Annotated in this window: 16 protein-coding genes; 15 read left to right on the top strand and 1 reads right to left on the bottom strand. The window is 61.8% G+C overall.

Annotated features, from left to right (window positions below; all coding sequences use genetic code 11):
• The first annotated feature begins 10 nt into the window (after positions 1–10).
• From J3P95_RS11365 to J3P95_RS11425, 13 genes are read left to right on the top strand one after another with little or no spacing between them, the layout of a single operon-like run.
• On the top strand, positions 11–616 hold the full coding sequence (locus J3P95_RS11365; protein ID WP_434577235.1) for a type III secretion protein: 606 nt from the start codon (positions 11–13) through the stop codon (positions 614–616).
• A 53-nt stretch (positions 617–669) separates the two neighbouring features.
• Positions 670–888, top strand: a complete 219-nt coding sequence (locus J3P95_RS11370; protein ID WP_434563128.1) for a hypothetical protein — start codon at positions 670–672, stop codon at positions 886–888.
• 9 nt (positions 889–897) lie between these two features.
• Positions 898–1,338: a hypothetical protein gene (locus tag J3P95_RS11375; RefSeq protein WP_434563130.1), complete on the top strand. Its 441-nt coding sequence runs from the start codon at positions 898–900 to the stop codon at positions 1,336–1,338.
• Positions 1,339–1,341: 3 nt separating this feature from the next.
• Positions 1,342–2,124 (top strand): type III secretion system inner membrane ring lipoprotein SctJ, encoded by a 783-nt coding sequence (gene sctJ, locus J3P95_RS11380; RefSeq protein ID WP_434577233.1) that lies wholly within the window; start codon positions 1,342–1,344, stop codon positions 2,122–2,124.
• Positions 2,121–2,756: a type III secretion protein gene (locus J3P95_RS11385; protein ID WP_434577231.1), complete on the top strand. Its 636-nt coding sequence runs from the start codon at positions 2,121–2,123 to the stop codon at positions 2,754–2,756. The genes sctJ and J3P95_RS11385 overlap by 4 nt, the downstream gene beginning before the upstream one ends.
• Positions 2,753–3,346, top strand: coding sequence for a type III secretion system stator protein SctL (sctL, locus tag J3P95_RS11390; protein ID WP_434563135.1), 594 nt, complete (start codon positions 2,753–2,755; stop codon positions 3,344–3,346). Before J3P95_RS11385 ends, sctL begins: the two co-directional genes overlap by 4 nt.
• Positions 3,343–4,671: a FliI/YscN family ATPase gene (locus tag J3P95_RS11395; RefSeq protein ID WP_434563137.1), complete on the top strand. Its 1,329-nt coding sequence runs from the start codon at positions 3,343–3,345 to the stop codon at positions 4,669–4,671. The genes sctL and J3P95_RS11395 overlap by 4 nt, the downstream gene beginning before the upstream one ends.
• Positions 4,672–4,684: 13 nt before the next feature.
• Positions 4,685–5,158, top strand: a complete 474-nt coding sequence (locus J3P95_RS11400) for a hypothetical protein (RefSeq protein ID WP_434563139.1) — start codon at positions 4,685–4,687, stop codon at positions 5,156–5,158.
• Positions 5,155–6,207 carry a type III secretion system cytoplasmic ring protein SctQ gene (gene sctQ, locus J3P95_RS11405; RefSeq protein ID WP_434563141.1) on the top strand — a complete coding sequence of 351 codons (1,053 nt, stop codon included), beginning with the start codon at positions 5,155–5,157 and terminating at the stop codon, positions 6,205–6,207. The genes J3P95_RS11400 and sctQ overlap by 4 nt, the downstream gene beginning before the upstream one ends.
• Positions 6,204–6,857: a type III secretion system export apparatus subunit SctR gene (sctR, locus tag J3P95_RS11410; RefSeq protein ID WP_186642427.1), complete on the top strand. Its 654-nt coding sequence runs from the start codon at positions 6,204–6,206 to the stop codon at positions 6,855–6,857. The genes sctQ and sctR overlap by 4 nt, the downstream gene beginning before the upstream one ends.
• A 4-nt stretch (positions 6,858–6,861) precedes the next feature.
• Positions 6,862–7,131 carry an EscS/YscS/HrcS family type III secretion system export apparatus protein gene (locus J3P95_RS11415; protein ID WP_048726514.1) on the top strand — a complete coding sequence of 90 codons (270 nt, stop codon included), beginning with the start codon at positions 6,862–6,864 and terminating at the stop codon, positions 7,129–7,131.
• A 6-nt stretch (positions 7,132–7,137) separates the two neighbouring features.
• Positions 7,138–7,950 carry a type III secretion system export apparatus subunit SctT gene (gene sctT / locus J3P95_RS11420; RefSeq protein ID WP_434563143.1) on the top strand — a complete coding sequence of 271 codons (813 nt, stop codon included), beginning with the start codon at positions 7,138–7,140 and terminating at the stop codon, positions 7,948–7,950.
• A 24-nt stretch (positions 7,951–7,974) separates the two neighbouring features.
• Positions 7,975–9,021, top strand: coding sequence for an EscU/YscU/HrcU family type III secretion system export apparatus switch protein (locus tag J3P95_RS11425; RefSeq protein ID WP_434577227.1), 1,047 nt, complete (start codon positions 7,975–7,977; stop codon positions 9,019–9,021).
• A 4-nt stretch (positions 9,022–9,025) separates the two neighbouring features.
• On the opposite strand, the gene J3P95_RS11430 is transcribed toward J3P95_RS11425, so the two are convergent.
• On the bottom strand, positions 9,026–11,797 hold the full coding sequence (locus J3P95_RS11430) for an ATP-binding protein (protein ID WP_434577225.1): 2,772 nt from the start codon (positions 11,795–11,797) through the stop codon (positions 9,026–9,028).
• Positions 11,798–11,885: 88 nt separating this feature from the next.
• On the opposite strand from J3P95_RS11430, the gene J3P95_RS11435 reads away from it, so the two are divergent.
• Positions 11,886–12,086, top strand: a complete 201-nt coding sequence (locus J3P95_RS11435) for a hypothetical protein (RefSeq protein ID WP_434577223.1) — start codon at positions 11,886–11,888, stop codon at positions 12,084–12,086.
• A 53-nt stretch (positions 12,087–12,139) separates the two neighbouring features.
• Positions 12,140–13,150, top strand: coding sequence for a chemotaxis protein CheB (locus tag J3P95_RS11440; RefSeq protein ID WP_434563149.1), 1,011 nt, complete (start codon positions 12,140–12,142; stop codon positions 13,148–13,150).
• The last annotated feature ends 10 nt before the right edge of the window (positions 13,151–13,160 follow it).

Here is a 13,160-nt window from a genome sequence, read left to right on the forward strand (position 1 = left end):
GGACGCCGTCATGGGTAATCCTTCATTCAAAAACTGGTTTTTCTGGGCACTGACGGCGGTTCTGGCCTCGACCGGCGTACGCGCCGCAGACGCGCCGACCGGCGATGCGCCGCAGTGGTTCGCCGAGCCGTATGCCTACGTGCTGGTCGAGCAGGATGTGCGCGCCGCGCTGGAGGAGTTCGGCCACAACCTGGGGCTCATCGTGGTCATGTCGGACAAGGTTCGTGGCAAGTCTCGCAGCAAGGTTCGCGGCGAGTCAGCGGGGGATTTCCTGACGCAGCTGTGCAACGTCAACGGCCTGAGCTGGTACTTCGACGGCAACATTCTGTACCTGAGCGCCGACGCTGAAAACGCCACGCGCCTGTTCAAGGCCCAGGGGCACGACCTTGAGCAGCTTGAAGATTACCTGGGCAGCCTGGACGTCTACGGCAAGCAGCTGTCGTCCCGTGCAGGCCCCGATGGCGATGAGCTGTTCGTCTCGGGACCACCGGCGTACCTGGGCATGGTCCAGCAGCATGTCGACCACCAGCAACGCCACGTCACTGCCCCCGTCGCGCGGGAGCGCGGTGTGCGCGTATTTCGTGGGGGCGTGGTGACCCTGGAAGCCAGCCACTGAAACCCGAAAAGCAAAAACAGCAAGCCCATAACCCACTGGTAAGGAGCAATACGATGTCAGTCAGCCCTGTCGACAGCACCACCCATGTTCCCCCGACGCCGGAAGCGCAGTTCAATGCCGCAGTGGACAAATCCAAGGCAGAAATGAGCGATGACGAACTCACCGAAGCCCTGATCACCCAAGCCGTTACCGTCGCCGGGCAGTTCATCATCATGCCCAAGGCCCAGGAAATGCTGAACGAAGCCCAGTCGTCCGAAGACGACGAAGAGTAGGCCGCCGCCATGACCGCAAGTCTTGCAGCACCCGCCACGGCGGCATTGCCGCCGTCAGGCGTACAAACCTCGCAGAACCTCTTCGAACACATGGCCGGCAATGCCAAGGGCATGCCCCAAGGCGCTAGCCCGCATCAGATCGGCGAAGGCTTGATGGAGCGCCTGAACGGATTCATCGACCGCTCGCGCAGTTTCTCCGAACGGGCCGATGCGCTCACCAATGGCTCACCGCCCGGCGCTGCCTCGGGGCCGGGTAATACACCAGCGGTGGCGTCGGCACAAAACCACGCCAACAGCGGGCAGCCGCCGAAAAAGGTCGGCGAACAACAGGTCGATCAGATCGTCCATTCGCTGGGCAAGATGTTCGACTATTCCATCGAGACGCAAATGGTGGTGCGCGGTGCAACGCAGATATCCGGCTCCGCCAACACGCTTTTGAAAGGTCAATAAGCCATGTCCCATCGCTGCCGTGCCCTGCGTTTGACGATCGTCGTTGCCTTTGCTGGATTGTTGCAGGCCTGCGATATCGACCTGTACACCAACCTGGGCGAGCGCGAGGCCAATGCCATGGTTGCCGTCCTGTTGCGCGACGGCGTTCCGGCCTCGCGCAAGGTGCAGGAAAACGGCCAACTGACGGTGGTGGTGGACGAAAAACGTTTCGCCCAAGCCATGGCGTTGCTCGATGAAGCAGGGTTGCCGGGCCAGTCGTTTTCCAACCTGGGCCAGGTCTTCAAGAGCAATGGCCTGGTGTCATCGCCGGTCCAGGAGCGGGCGCAAATGGTCTACGCCTTGAGCGAAGAACTGTCCCACAGCGTGTCGGAAATCGACGGCATCATCTCCTCTCGGGTGCACGTCGTGTTGCCGGACAACGACTTGCTCAAGCGCGTGATATCGCCTTCCTCGGCATCCGTGCTGGTGCGCTATGACCCGGCCACCGATATCAATCAATTGATCCCGCAGATCAAGACGCTGGTCGCCAACGGGATCTCCGGCCTGAGCTACGAAGGCGTTTCGGTGACGGCCATCAAGGCCGCTGCCGCCGGCCAACGCAGCGGTGCCCAGCCGCGCCTGGCGAGCTTCCTGGGCATGTGGATGCTGGAAGACAATCTGCCCCGGGCGCGGCTGATCTTCGGTTTGCTGCTGCTCTGCACCCTGGGGCTTGCCGGCGTTATCGGTTGGCAGCACTGGCAGCGGCGCGGCGCCCAGTCGGTGTACGTGCTGGAAGACGCGCAATGACAGCAGCTCCAAGCCCCCAGCAGCAAGCCTGGCAAACCTTGCTCGAGCAACCGTTGAGCTTCGTCAATACGCGCCATCTGCGTGAGTGCTGGTCGCAGCCGCTAACCGCTCAACAGCAGGCGGCGCTGTACACCATGCCGCGTTTCCAGGCGCGGCTGCTCCAGCAGTTGATGGGCCATTTCCGCCTGCCGGCGCTGGCGCTTGTGCCGCCGCCGGACGAACAGGATCTTGCGGTGCTGTTGCTCTCTCCCGAAGCGTTCAAGCGCTTGCCGCGTCTGTGCGGCGCGATCTGGCACGCGCAGACGTTGAGCCGCGAAATTCGCAGCGAACGGGTCAACTTATTGCGCGATGCGCTGGGCAGCGAGGTGTTTGCGCTGGCCCTCGCCCATCGCTCGCTGGCGGGCGCTGCGGACCTGTTGCGCGAACCTGCCGAGTTGCTCGACGCCATTGACCACGATGGCGCCCGTTGTGTGACGGCCTGGCTGCAGCGCCAGCCGGCCGGGTTGCGTGACTGGCTCCGGTTGCGTCTGGAGTTGACGCAGGTCGACGACTCGCCTGCTACAGGCGACGCAAACATCGTGCGCCGCGCCGCCGCAGCATTTGGTCCGCCAGACGGAGAGGTGGCCGGATGAGCGAACTACCTACCCGTCCAGCAGCGCGAATTCTTCGTGCCGAGCAGGCCGACCTGTGGGTCGACGGCTATGCCTTTGTCCAGGCCGCGAAGGAAGAGGCGCAGAACCTGCGCAACGACAGCGCGCGTTGGCTGGAACAGGCTCGCGAGGCAGGCTTCGAAAGCGCTCGCCAACAGGGCGCCGAGGAAATTGGTGCGTTGCTGGTCGAGACGTCGTTGAAGGTCGATACCTGGTTGTCTGGGCTGGAAGCGTCCATGGCCGACCTGGCCCTGGGCATCGTGCGTGAAGTGCTCGACGACATGGACGATGCTGAGCGAATTGTGCGTTGCGCCCGCAAGGCACTGAACGCGTTTCGCCAGGATCAATCCTTGAGCCTGTTGGTACCTCGTCGGGACGTCGAGGCGGTACGTCATCGTCTGAACTCGGAGCTGGATAGCCTGCCACTGATCACGGTCGAAGCCGACGATCAATTGGCGCCCGGCCAGGCGCGGCTGAGCAGTCCTGTCGGTTCTGTGGAACTGGGGCTGGAGGCGCAACTGAATAACCTGCGCCGCTACCTGCTGCCGTTTGCAGAAGGTCAGCAGTCGTGAGCGTTGAAGTGGCGGCGATTATTCCACGCCTGGCCGAACGCCTCGGCGAAGCGCGGCCGCGACCCATGAAAGGCACAGTGCGCAGCATTCGCGGCGTGCTCTTGCGGGCCAGTGTCGCCGGCGTGCGCATCGGCGAGCTGTGCCAATTGTGCGATCCGAGCAGCGGTCGCCGCCTGGCGGCGGAAGTCATCGGGTTTGAGCAGGACGAAGCCATTCTGTCGCCCATCGGTTCGATGGAAGGCCTGTCGACCCGCACCGAAATCATTGCCACCGGCGAGACGCTGGGGGTCAGCGTCGGCGACGCGCAGTTGGGCCGGGTGATCAGCCCGATGGGTGATTATCTGGACGGCGACGGGGTCCTGCCCCTGGGAATCATGCGGCATTACCCACTGCATGCCGAACCGCCGCCGCCGTTTTCCCGACAACTGATTGTCAAACCCATGTCCCTCGGCGTGCGCTCAATCGATGGTTTGCTGACCCTGGCCCAAGGGCAGCGCATGGGCATCTTCGGCGAGCCGGGCGTAGGCAAGTCTTCGCTCCTGGCGAGCATTGTGCGCCACACCGACGCGGACGTGATCGTCATCGGCCTGATCGGCGAGCGGGGCCGGGAGGTGCGCGAGCTGTTGGATGTGCAACTGGATGCCCAGGCACGCGCACGCACCGTGGCGGTGGTCGCGACCTCTGACCGGCCCGCCGCTGAGCGGGTGCGCGCGGCATACGTCGCCACGGCGCTGGCGGAATATCACCGCGATCAGGGCCGCGATGTGTTGCTGCTGATGGACAGCCTGACCCGGTTTGCCCGTGCGCAACGGGAAATCGGCTTGGCTGTGGGCGAACCGCCGACCCGGCGCGGGTATCCGCCGTCATTTTTCTCCGCGTTACCACGTCTGTTGGAGCGTGCAGGGCCTGGCCCGGTCGGCAGCATCACCGCGCTGTACACCGTGCTCACCGAAGGCGACGTATCGATGGACCCCGTCGCGGAAGAGGCGCGCTCGATTCTCGACGGGCACATTGTGCTCAGCGCTGAACTGGCCCAGCGCAATCACTTCCCCGCGGTGGACGTGTTGCGCAGCCGCAGCCGCTTGATGGACCAGGTTTGCAGCGATGAGCAGCGTCACCTGGCCATGCGCATCCGCGAACTGATGGCGCGACGCAATGAAATCGAAATGCTTATCCGCGTCGGTGAATACGCCACCGGCAGCGACCCGCTGGCCGACGAGGCCATCGCACGGCATGCCGCCATCGAAGCGTTCATGCGCCAGGGCGCGGCTGAACCGAGCAGTGCCGAACAGACGCTCAGCCACATGCGCAAGGTTTTGGCATGAATCCGGAGGCTTTATGAAGACCAATGATTTACGCAGCTTGCAGGCCTTGCGTCAGCTGCGCGAGCAGCGTGCCGCCAGCCAGTTGGCCGCTCAGCAGCAACGGTGCAGCGACACGCATCATGCCCTCGATGACGCCAGGGACAAATTGCACTTGCATCGCGAATCGCTTGCTCGCGAGGCTGAGCGCATCTACGGGTCTTTCAGTGACGGGCTGTCGATCAATGCCTGGCACGCGGCCCAGGAACATCTGAACGAGCTGGCGGATAGTCGGCATCAGTTGGAAGAATCGGTTGAGCGGACTGCGCAGTTGCTCGAGGTACAGGAGCAGGAGCGCGAAATGTTTCGCGCTGCCCGCATGGCGCGGCAGCGTCAGGCCGATGCCTGCGACTCGCTGCTTGAGGGGCGTCTGCAAAGCGAGCGTCGCGCCGGGGAGTCTCGGGACGATGCCGAGGATATTCCTGCTGCGGCGCCTGGGGGGCCGGCATGACCTGCCGCGAGCGCGAGTGCTGGGCGCCGGAGCCCGGCACCGATACAGCGCTGAGCGGATTGCCCATCTACGATCCGCAATGGCTGACGTTGCACAATCGCCTGCATCGCCCCCGCGCACCCTGGCAAGGGCACTGCGCCGACCAGCCGGTCAGCGTGCTGTTGGCCGGTGTCACCGCGCCGGTCGAGCCATTGCTCGACATCCATTTATCGCTGGGTGATCACCCGCTTGTGTTGCAACTGCCGACTCCGGCGTTGGAGCTGCTCGGGTTGGCGGATTACCCGCTGGAGCATTTGCAGCGGTTGCCCGGCGCGCTGCTGCTGGAATTGGCTTTGCTCAGCCTGATCGAACCGCTGGAGCAACTGACCGGCCAGTCATTGCGGGTTATGGATCCAGAGGACGTGGCTGACTCGCCGCCTGTGCTGAGCCTGATGCTGCAGGTGGAGGTTGCCCAGCATTCACCGTGGGCGGTGCCGCTGCATATGAGCGCTCACGCCGCCCGCCTGATCGCCGAACTGTTGGATCAGTACGCCGCCCCCGCCACCCAACCATTGGCTGCGCTGTATTTGCCGCTGGCGGTGGAGGGGGGCGAGGCCTGGCTGAGCGTGGCCGAGCTGCGCAGCCTGCGGCCGGGTGATGTGCTGATGCTGGAGGACTGGCCCGAGGCGCAGGTTCGGCTGGTGCTCGGCGCTCATCGGCAAGCTCGCGCTGAACGCGATGGCGAGACCTTGAAGCTGCTTGAAAAACTGACTGCCGTTAACTTCTTGAAGGAACATCCCATGTCTGTAACAACCGTCGGGTCCGATTTGGACACTGCGCTTGACACCACGCTGGACGACCTGCCGCTCAAACTGGTGTGTCAGGTCGGCAGCGTGGACCTGTCGCTGGCGCAATTGCGTGAGTTGGGCGCGGGAAGCCTGGTGCAGCTGGCGCCGCAGATGCATGCCGGCGTCGACCTTATGGTCAACGGCCGACGCGTCGGCCAGGGCCAACTCGTGAAGATTGGCGACGGTCTGGGCGTGCGTCTTCTGAGCTTCTGCACGCCATGAATGGCTACCAGCCCAACCTGATCGAAATCATTCTGGTCGTTGCCACCATCGGCCTTATTCCGCTGGCCGTGGTGACCCTGACGGGTTTCATGAAGATATCCGTGGTGCTGTTTCTGATTCGCAACGCCCTGGGTGTGCAGCAGACGCCGCCGAACCTGGTGCTGTATGGCATCGCCCTGATCCTTTCGGTGTATGTGACGACGCCGTTGATTGGTGACATGTATCGCCAAGTGGAAGGGCGAAACTTGAATATGGAAAACGTCGAGCAACTGCGCGAGCTCGGTGATGCACTCAGGCCGCCGTTGCAGGCACATCTGTCGCGGTTCGCCAACGAAAGCGAGCGCGGTTTTTTCGTGCAGGCCACCGAAACGATCTGGTCGCCTGAAGCCCGCGCAGACCTGCGCGACGATGATCTGGTGGTATTGGTGCCAGCCTTCGTCAGCTCTGAGCTGACGCGCGCGTTCGAGATCGGCTTCCTGCTGTACATCCCGTTCCTGGTGGTGGATCTGCTGGTCGCCAACGTCTTGATGGCGATGGGCATGTCGATGGTTTCACCGACGCTCATATCGATACCGCTGAAGATTTTTCTCTTTGTTGCCTTGAGCGGCTGGTCGCGCTTGATGCATGGCCTGATTCTTAGTTACGGGTGAAATCATGGGGCAGGATGTTTTTCTTTCGTTGATGAACAAGGCGTTGATGACCGTGCTGTTGCTGTCAGCACCCGCGCTTGGTATCGCCATCGTTGTCGGCCTCGGCGTGGGGTTGCTGCAAGCGCTGACGCAAATCCAGGACCAGACCTTGCCGCAAGTGGTGAAGCTGGTTGCCGTGCTGCTGGTGATCGTGTTCGTCGGGCCGCTGTTGGCCAGCCAGGTCGCCGAGCTTGGCAGTGAAGTGTTGGATAACTTCCCGTTGTGGACGCGCTGAGCCTAAATGGATGCCAACGTCGCCAACGCCTTCCTCGAGGTTGCGTACCCGGTCATCAGCTCGGCGGCACTGGCGGCCAGCCGTGCCATGGGCGTGGTGCTCATTACCCCGGCGTTCAATCGCCTCGGCCTGACCGGCATGATCCGCGGCTGCGTCGCGGTGGCGATCGCCATTCCGATGTTCGTGCCGGTATTCGGCGCTTTCACGGCGTTACCCGAGCACGGCAGTTTTTTTCTCGCGGGCTTGATGGTCAAGGAGATGCTGATCGGCGTGCTTATCGGGCTGTTATTCGGCATTCCGTTCTGGGCGGCCGAGGTGGCGGGGGAGCTGGTCGACCTGCAGCGCGGCTCGACCATGGCGCAACTGGTCGACCCGTTGTCGTCCGGCGAGTCCAGCGTCATGGCGACGCTTTTGACGGTGATGCTGATTACGCTGTTCTTCATGTCCGGCGGCTTCATCATGTTGGTCGACGGCTATTACCACAGTTACCAGTTGTGGCCGGTAACGGCGTTTACCCCGTTGTTCGCCAGCTCGGCGCTGATGGCCGTGCTGTCGATTCTCGACCAGGTGATGCGCGTCGGTGTGCTGATGGTTTCGCCGCTGATCATCTGCTTGCTGGTAACCGACCTGATGCTCGCGTATCTGTCGCGGATGGCGCCAAGCCTGCATATTTTCGACATGTCGCTGCCGGTAAAGAACCTGTTTTTCACAGTGTTGATGGTGATCTACATCGGCTTCCTGATTCCGGTGATGCTCGACCAGTTGGGCGAATTTCGCGGTACCGTGGAGTTCCTCAAAACCCTCGCAGGTTCGTTATGAGCCGTTGTTCATCGCGGGCCTTGCATGGGCGATAGCAGCGAAGAAAAATCCCAGCCGGCCACGGACAAGAAACTGCGTGATGCAAGGCAGAAGGGGCAGGTCGCCAAAAGCCAGGACCTGGTGTCCGGGATGGTCATCCTGTTCTGCACACTCTGCATATCGATCCTGTTGCCGCGAGCGCAGGCTCAAGTGGCGGCGTTGCTGGACATGGTTGCGCTGCTGTACATCGAGCCGTTTCACGCCGTCTGGCCTCGGGTGCTGGACAGCGCCGAGCAGCTGGTGCTGACGATCACCTTGCCGGTGGTTTCGGTGACGGTAGGCGTGGTCATCGTCACTAACATCGTTTCAATGCGCGGCGTTGTATTTTCGGTGGAGCCGATCAAGCCGGATTTCAAGCGCATCAACCCGGCTGAAGGCTTCAAGCGTATTTTTTCGATGCGCAGTTTCGTGGAATTCCTCAAGGGGCTGGTGAAGCTGGTCATGCTCGCCTTGGCATTTTACGTGGTCGGCCGGCATGCCTTGCAGGCGCTGATGGAATCATCGCGTTGCGGTGCCGGATGTATCGAATCGACGTTTTACCTGGTGCTCAAGCCCTTGATGCTGACCGTGCTGGCCGCGTTTCTGCTGGTCGGTTGCGTCGACGTGCTGATGCAGCGCTGGTTGTTTGGCCGCGACATGAAAATGACCCGCAGCGAGCAGAAACGCGAGCGCAAGGATGTCGACGGCGACCCGCTGATCAAGAGCGAACGTCAGCGCCAGCGTCGGGAAATGCAGGCATTGGCGACCAAATTGGGGCTGGGTCGTGCCTCGCTGATGATCGGCACCAGCGGCGGCTGGGTTGTCGGTGTGCGTTATGTCCGTGGCGAGACGCCCGTTCCCGTTGTGGTGTGCCGCGCCGAGCCGCAGGACTCGTCGGCCATGCTGGCGGAAGCGGCGACCTTGGGTATCGCCCACGGCTTGAACGCCAAGCTGGCCGCTGATATTGCCAAGCGTGCGGTGCCCGGTGAACCGGTGCCTGACTCTACCTTCCAGGCCGTGGCCGACCTGCTGGTGGCGGCGCGGTTGATTTGAAAGTTCAACCGGCGTTGCAGACGCGCGTCTTCAAACGGTCAAGGTCCGCGGCAATGCGCGTCGACCAGAAATGCGCACCCTGGTTGTCAGCCTCGTTCCACGCATCCTGCAGCACGCGATGTGACAGCGGGTGGCCTTGCTTGAGCAGAAGCTGCGCCTTGATGCGCAGCAGTTCCGGAATAAACCAGCGCTCCTCGCGGCTTCGCGCGGTTTGCAGGGTTTCATCGATAATCGCCAGGCTGCGGTGCTCCAACCCGAGCATGGCCAACCCCAAGGCGTATTCGCTGCGAAGCAGGCTATAAAGTGGGCTGCCTCCCTGGTCCTGCAACTGTGCCAGGACTTCGCCCAGGCGCGGCACGCCTTCTTCCGCAGAGCCCTGGCGGATTAGCAATATGTGCTCGAAACACCGGCTGAACTGGCGCCACAAATAAAGATCATGAGCTTCCAGGCTGTCTTGCAGCACCGACAGGTAATCGCGCGCCTTTCGCTCATTCCCCACTAATAAAACAGTCGGAATCGCGCCGACACACAACGTGTACCACAGCGTGGCTGGATGATTGAGGCTGATGGCCTGGCTGACGCTTTTTTCCAGGGTCGACAGCGCCGCCGCGACATCCCCTTGCAGCAAATGGATCTTCGCCTTCAGCGACCGCGCGGCGATACGTTGGTCGAAATGCAGGTCGATCAAGTGGGTGTTCGTCGAGAGTGGGGCGCTCAGGGCTTCGACCACCGAGCGCCGTGCATCTTCAAGCCGACCCATGTGGAACTGCGCATTGGCGCGCATGCGCAGGCCGAGCAACTGACGCTCGCTGTGGGCCGCGCCTTGGCTTGACGCCACATACCGATCGGCCAGCTCAAGTGCGGCAATGTATTGATTCGCGCAGCTTCTATCGTGCCACAGGCCCCACAGCGCACGCAGTTGATGCTCGGTGTCATTGAGCATCCGCGCGTCTTCGCTGACTTGCTGCCATGCCTTGCGGATTTCGGCACCGCCACCAAAGGTAAGCATCATGACGCTGGCCGAGGCGGTCAATAGCAGCATGCGTTGGCGTTGCTGGATTGGCGCACCGTCGTAGATGGGCTGCAGGCCGCGGTTGACCCAGTCGTAGTATTCAGCGCTGAGTGAAAGGCGCAACCAGAGCGGCAGGCTGGCCAGCGTCAGCTCCACCGCCAATCCGTAGTCGCCTCGCGATGAATACGCCCAGTTAAGCGCAGCGCGAACGCTGTCGACTTGTGTCCCATACCGAGCGAGCCAGGCCTGTGGGGTGGTGGTGACGAGGTCTTGTACAGACGCATTCAACTCATCCAGCGTCCAGTTAGCGTGACACCGTGCAATGGTGTCGGTTTCATCCTGCGCCGCAAGTTTCTCTGCGGCATAGAGGCGGGTGGTTTCCAGCAGCCGGTAGCGTCTGGCCGAGCCTTGCCCGCAGGAGATCACCAGCGACTTGTCCACCAGGTTTTCCATCAGTTGCGCCGGGTCCTGGTTATCGACGGCAATCACGGCCTCTACCGCGCGCAAGGTGAACACGCCGGTGAACACCGACAGTCGGCGAAGCATGGCTTGTTCGGCGCCGCAGAGCATCGCGTGGGTCCAGTCCAGCGCGGCCCCCAGGGTGCGATGCCTGGGGAGCGCGGTACGCTGACCGGTCATTTGCAAGCGAAAGCTGCCGTCAAGCATCTTCACCAGAGGCTCGATACCGAATGCTCGTACCCGTGCGGCGGCGATCTCGATAGCCAGTGCATTGCCGTCGAGTTTGCGGCAGATAGCGGCAGCGGCAGGGACGTCCTGCTGCGTGAAGACGTAACCCAGATCGTGCGCTGCGATGCGCTCCACCAGCAGCGCGATGGCGGGGTAGCCCAGCGCTTGCACCGTGTCCAGGCGGGCATCCGGCGTTGGAAACGGCAGGGCGGCCAGGTCATGCACGAACTCACCTTCGGCGCGCAGCGGCTCGCGGCTCGTGGCCAGCACCGAGCATTGCCGGGCACCGCGCTGGATCGTTTCGATGGACTTGGCGATTTCTTCGAGGACGTGCTCGCAGTTGTCCAGAATGAGCAATGCCTGGCTGGTGGCGAGGCTACTGGCGATCACGGTTGACGGGTCGGCGGCCGTGCAGTCGATCCCCAAGGCTGCGGCGATGACGACGTGCACCAACTGACCGCGACTGACCGGGGCGAGATCGATAAAACTGACGCCTTGCGGATATCGCTGCCGCATCCGGTTCGCCAAGGCCAGGGCAACCGTGGTCTTGCCAATGCCTGCATGGCCGGTGATGGTCACGAAGCGGCGCTGCTCGAGCTGTTTTTCCAGCGTGTCCAGCAGTTCTTCCCGGCCGAATATCCGCTTTATTGGGTCTTGTAGTTCAGCGTTTGCAGGCTTGTCGGGCTGCCTGGCGGAGTTCGATAGCGTGGTTATCGGCGCGGCGAAACGATAGCCGCGACCCGGCACGGTGGCGATGTAGCCGAGGTCGCCATTGGCGGCGAAGGTGCGACGTAAAGTCAGGATCTGCGCCCGCAGATTACATTCCTCGACCACCACCCTGGGCCAGACGAGGGTGAGCAATTGGGCTTTCTCCATCAACTCACCGGCACGCGTGGCCATGGTGATCAACAGGAGCAGTGCGCGGCTGCCAAGCGGGACGGGCTCGCCGTTTCTCAACAGCAAATGATGCTGTGGGATCAGGACGTATGCGCCGAAACAGATCGCGTTGTCAGGTACAGGAATGTTCTGGCTGATGTCGCAAAGGGTTTTTTCCGGGCCGGGACGGTCGAGATTCATCGTATACCTATCAGACTGACGTCTTAACAGCGCAGGGTGAGTGCGCCTTTCCATGTTCAGTAGGTCACTGGCAGCATCCGGGAGAATCATGACTGTTTTGGTATCGGCTGAAACATCGGCAGTTGTGGGCGTTGCCGAAATCCCGGATCTCAATACCTTGGAAATTGAGGGTGAGATTTTCCGAACCTTCGGTTGCTCAAACGTATCAGAAGAAGCAGGACAGGCGCTGAATGTAATCCCTGGACACCTGAGGCCGAGGAAAATCTCCCCCAGGAAAATCTCAGGATAAGCCTCGGTGTTGAAGCGTGAACATGCGACCAGGTCGCTCGTCAGGAAGTCTCCATGGCGCAACAAAGCCGTAATGACAACATCATCGTAATTGGCGCTTCCAGCGGTGGACTCGCGGCGTTACGCGAACTGCTTGCCCATCTTCCGAGCGACTTGCGCGCTGCGATCTTCATTACGATGCACATAGGCGATCGACAAAGTCTGCTGCCACACCTTCTGGCGGGGGCAAGTTCCATGGGCATCGATTTTGCGATGTCCGAAGAACCGATAGAGAGCGGTCGTATCTACGTCGCGCCGCCGGACAGGCATCTGCTGATCAAACGGGGAACGTTGCAGTTGGCCCTCAGCGCCAAGGAAAACCATTCCCGCCCGGCGATTGATCCGATGTTTCGCTCCGCTGCCATCAGCTACGGGCATAGGACAATCGGTGTCGTGCTGACCGGTGAGCTCGATGACGGTGTCGTCGGCCTTCAGGCGATCAAGGCCTACGGCGGCATGGCATTCGTTCAAGATCCGCAGACAGCCGAAGCCCCCTCCATGCCGATGAATGCGCTTCGGCATGTTGAGGTGGACGGATGCTTGCCGCTCGATGAACTGGGAAAGACCCTGGGGCAGACCATCCAGCAGTGGGTAACCGAAGCTGACTCGCCTTGGGAGCCGAGGCGTATCGAGCCTTTTGCCACGGAAAACGACCTCACTGAGGATCTGAGTTCAGGCGGCGCCTATGCCTTGGAGGCGGTAGGTGAGAAGGCTGGGATATCGTGCCCTGAATGCGGAGGCGCGCTGTGGGAGCTGGGGTCCACACCGCTGCGTTTCCGTTGCCACACCGGCCACAGCTATACCTATACCGTATTGTCCAAAGCCCAGAATGAAACGGTGGAAGAAGCGCTCTGGGTCGCGATTCGAGCGTTGCATGAAAAGCAGTTGCTGTTGGGCCGACTGATTCAAAACAGTAAGGATTCCGGACGAAGCGCCGCCGTGCAGGAGTATGAACTGAGCAACGAAGGTCTCGAGAGCCATAAGGCGACGCTTCGAGCATTGCTGGCGAAGCTACGCCCCATTTGAGCCATGTTTG

Source organism: Pseudomonas sp. Z5-35 (assembly GCF_051131945.1).
GTDB lineage: Bacteria > Pseudomonadota > Gammaproteobacteria > Pseudomonadales > Pseudomonadaceae > Aquipseudomonas > Aquipseudomonas marvdashtae.

Bases quoted from the DNA above. Each gene is read 5' to 3' on its own strand.
- J3P95_RS11365 (WP_434577235.1), top strand. From the start codon at position 11: ATGGGTAATCCTTCATTCAAAAACTGGTTTTTCTGGGCACTGACGGCG.
- J3P95_RS11370 (WP_434563128.1), top strand. From the start codon at position 670: ATGTCAGTCAGCCCTGTCGACAGCACCACCCATGTTCCCCCGACGCCG.
- J3P95_RS11375 (WP_434563130.1), top strand. From the start codon at position 898: ATGACCGCAAGTCTTGCAGCACCCGCCACGGCGGCATTGCCGCCGTCA.
- sctJ (WP_434577233.1), top strand. From the start codon at position 1,342: ATGTCCCATCGCTGCCGTGCCCTGCGTTTGACGATCGTCGTTGCCTTT.
- J3P95_RS11385 (WP_434577231.1), top strand. From the start codon at position 2,121: ATGACAGCAGCTCCAAGCCCCCAGCAGCAAGCCTGGCAAACCTTGCTC.
- sctL (WP_434563135.1), top strand. From the start codon at position 2,753: ATGAGCGAACTACCTACCCGTCCAGCAGCGCGAATTCTTCGTGCCGAG.
- J3P95_RS11400 (WP_434563139.1), top strand. From the start codon at position 4,685: ATGAAGACCAATGATTTACGCAGCTTGCAGGCCTTGCGTCAGCTGCGC.
- sctQ (WP_434563141.1), top strand. From the start codon at position 5,155: ATGACCTGCCGCGAGCGCGAGTGCTGGGCGCCGGAGCCCGGCACCGAT.
- sctR (WP_186642427.1), top strand. From the start codon at position 6,204: ATGAATGGCTACCAGCCCAACCTGATCGAAATCATTCTGGTCGTTGCC.
- J3P95_RS11415 (WP_048726514.1), top strand. From the start codon at position 6,862: ATGGGGCAGGATGTTTTTCTTTCGTTGATGAACAAGGCGTTGATGACC.
- sctT (WP_434563143.1), top strand. From the start codon at position 7,138: ATGGATGCCAACGTCGCCAACGCCTTCCTCGAGGTTGCGTACCCGGTC.
- J3P95_RS11425 (WP_434577227.1), top strand. From the start codon at position 7,975: ATGGGCGATAGCAGCGAAGAAAAATCCCAGCCGGCCACGGACAAGAAA.
- J3P95_RS11430 (WP_434577225.1), bottom strand. From the start codon at position 11,797: ATGAATCTCGACCGTCCCGGCCCGGAAAAAACCCTTTGCGACATCAGC.
- J3P95_RS11435 (WP_434577223.1), top strand. From the start codon at position 11,886: ATGACTGTTTTGGTATCGGCTGAAACATCGGCAGTTGTGGGCGTTGCC.
- J3P95_RS11440 (WP_434563149.1), top strand. From the start codon at position 12,140: ATGGCGCAACAAAGCCGTAATGACAACATCATCGTAATTGGCGCTTCC.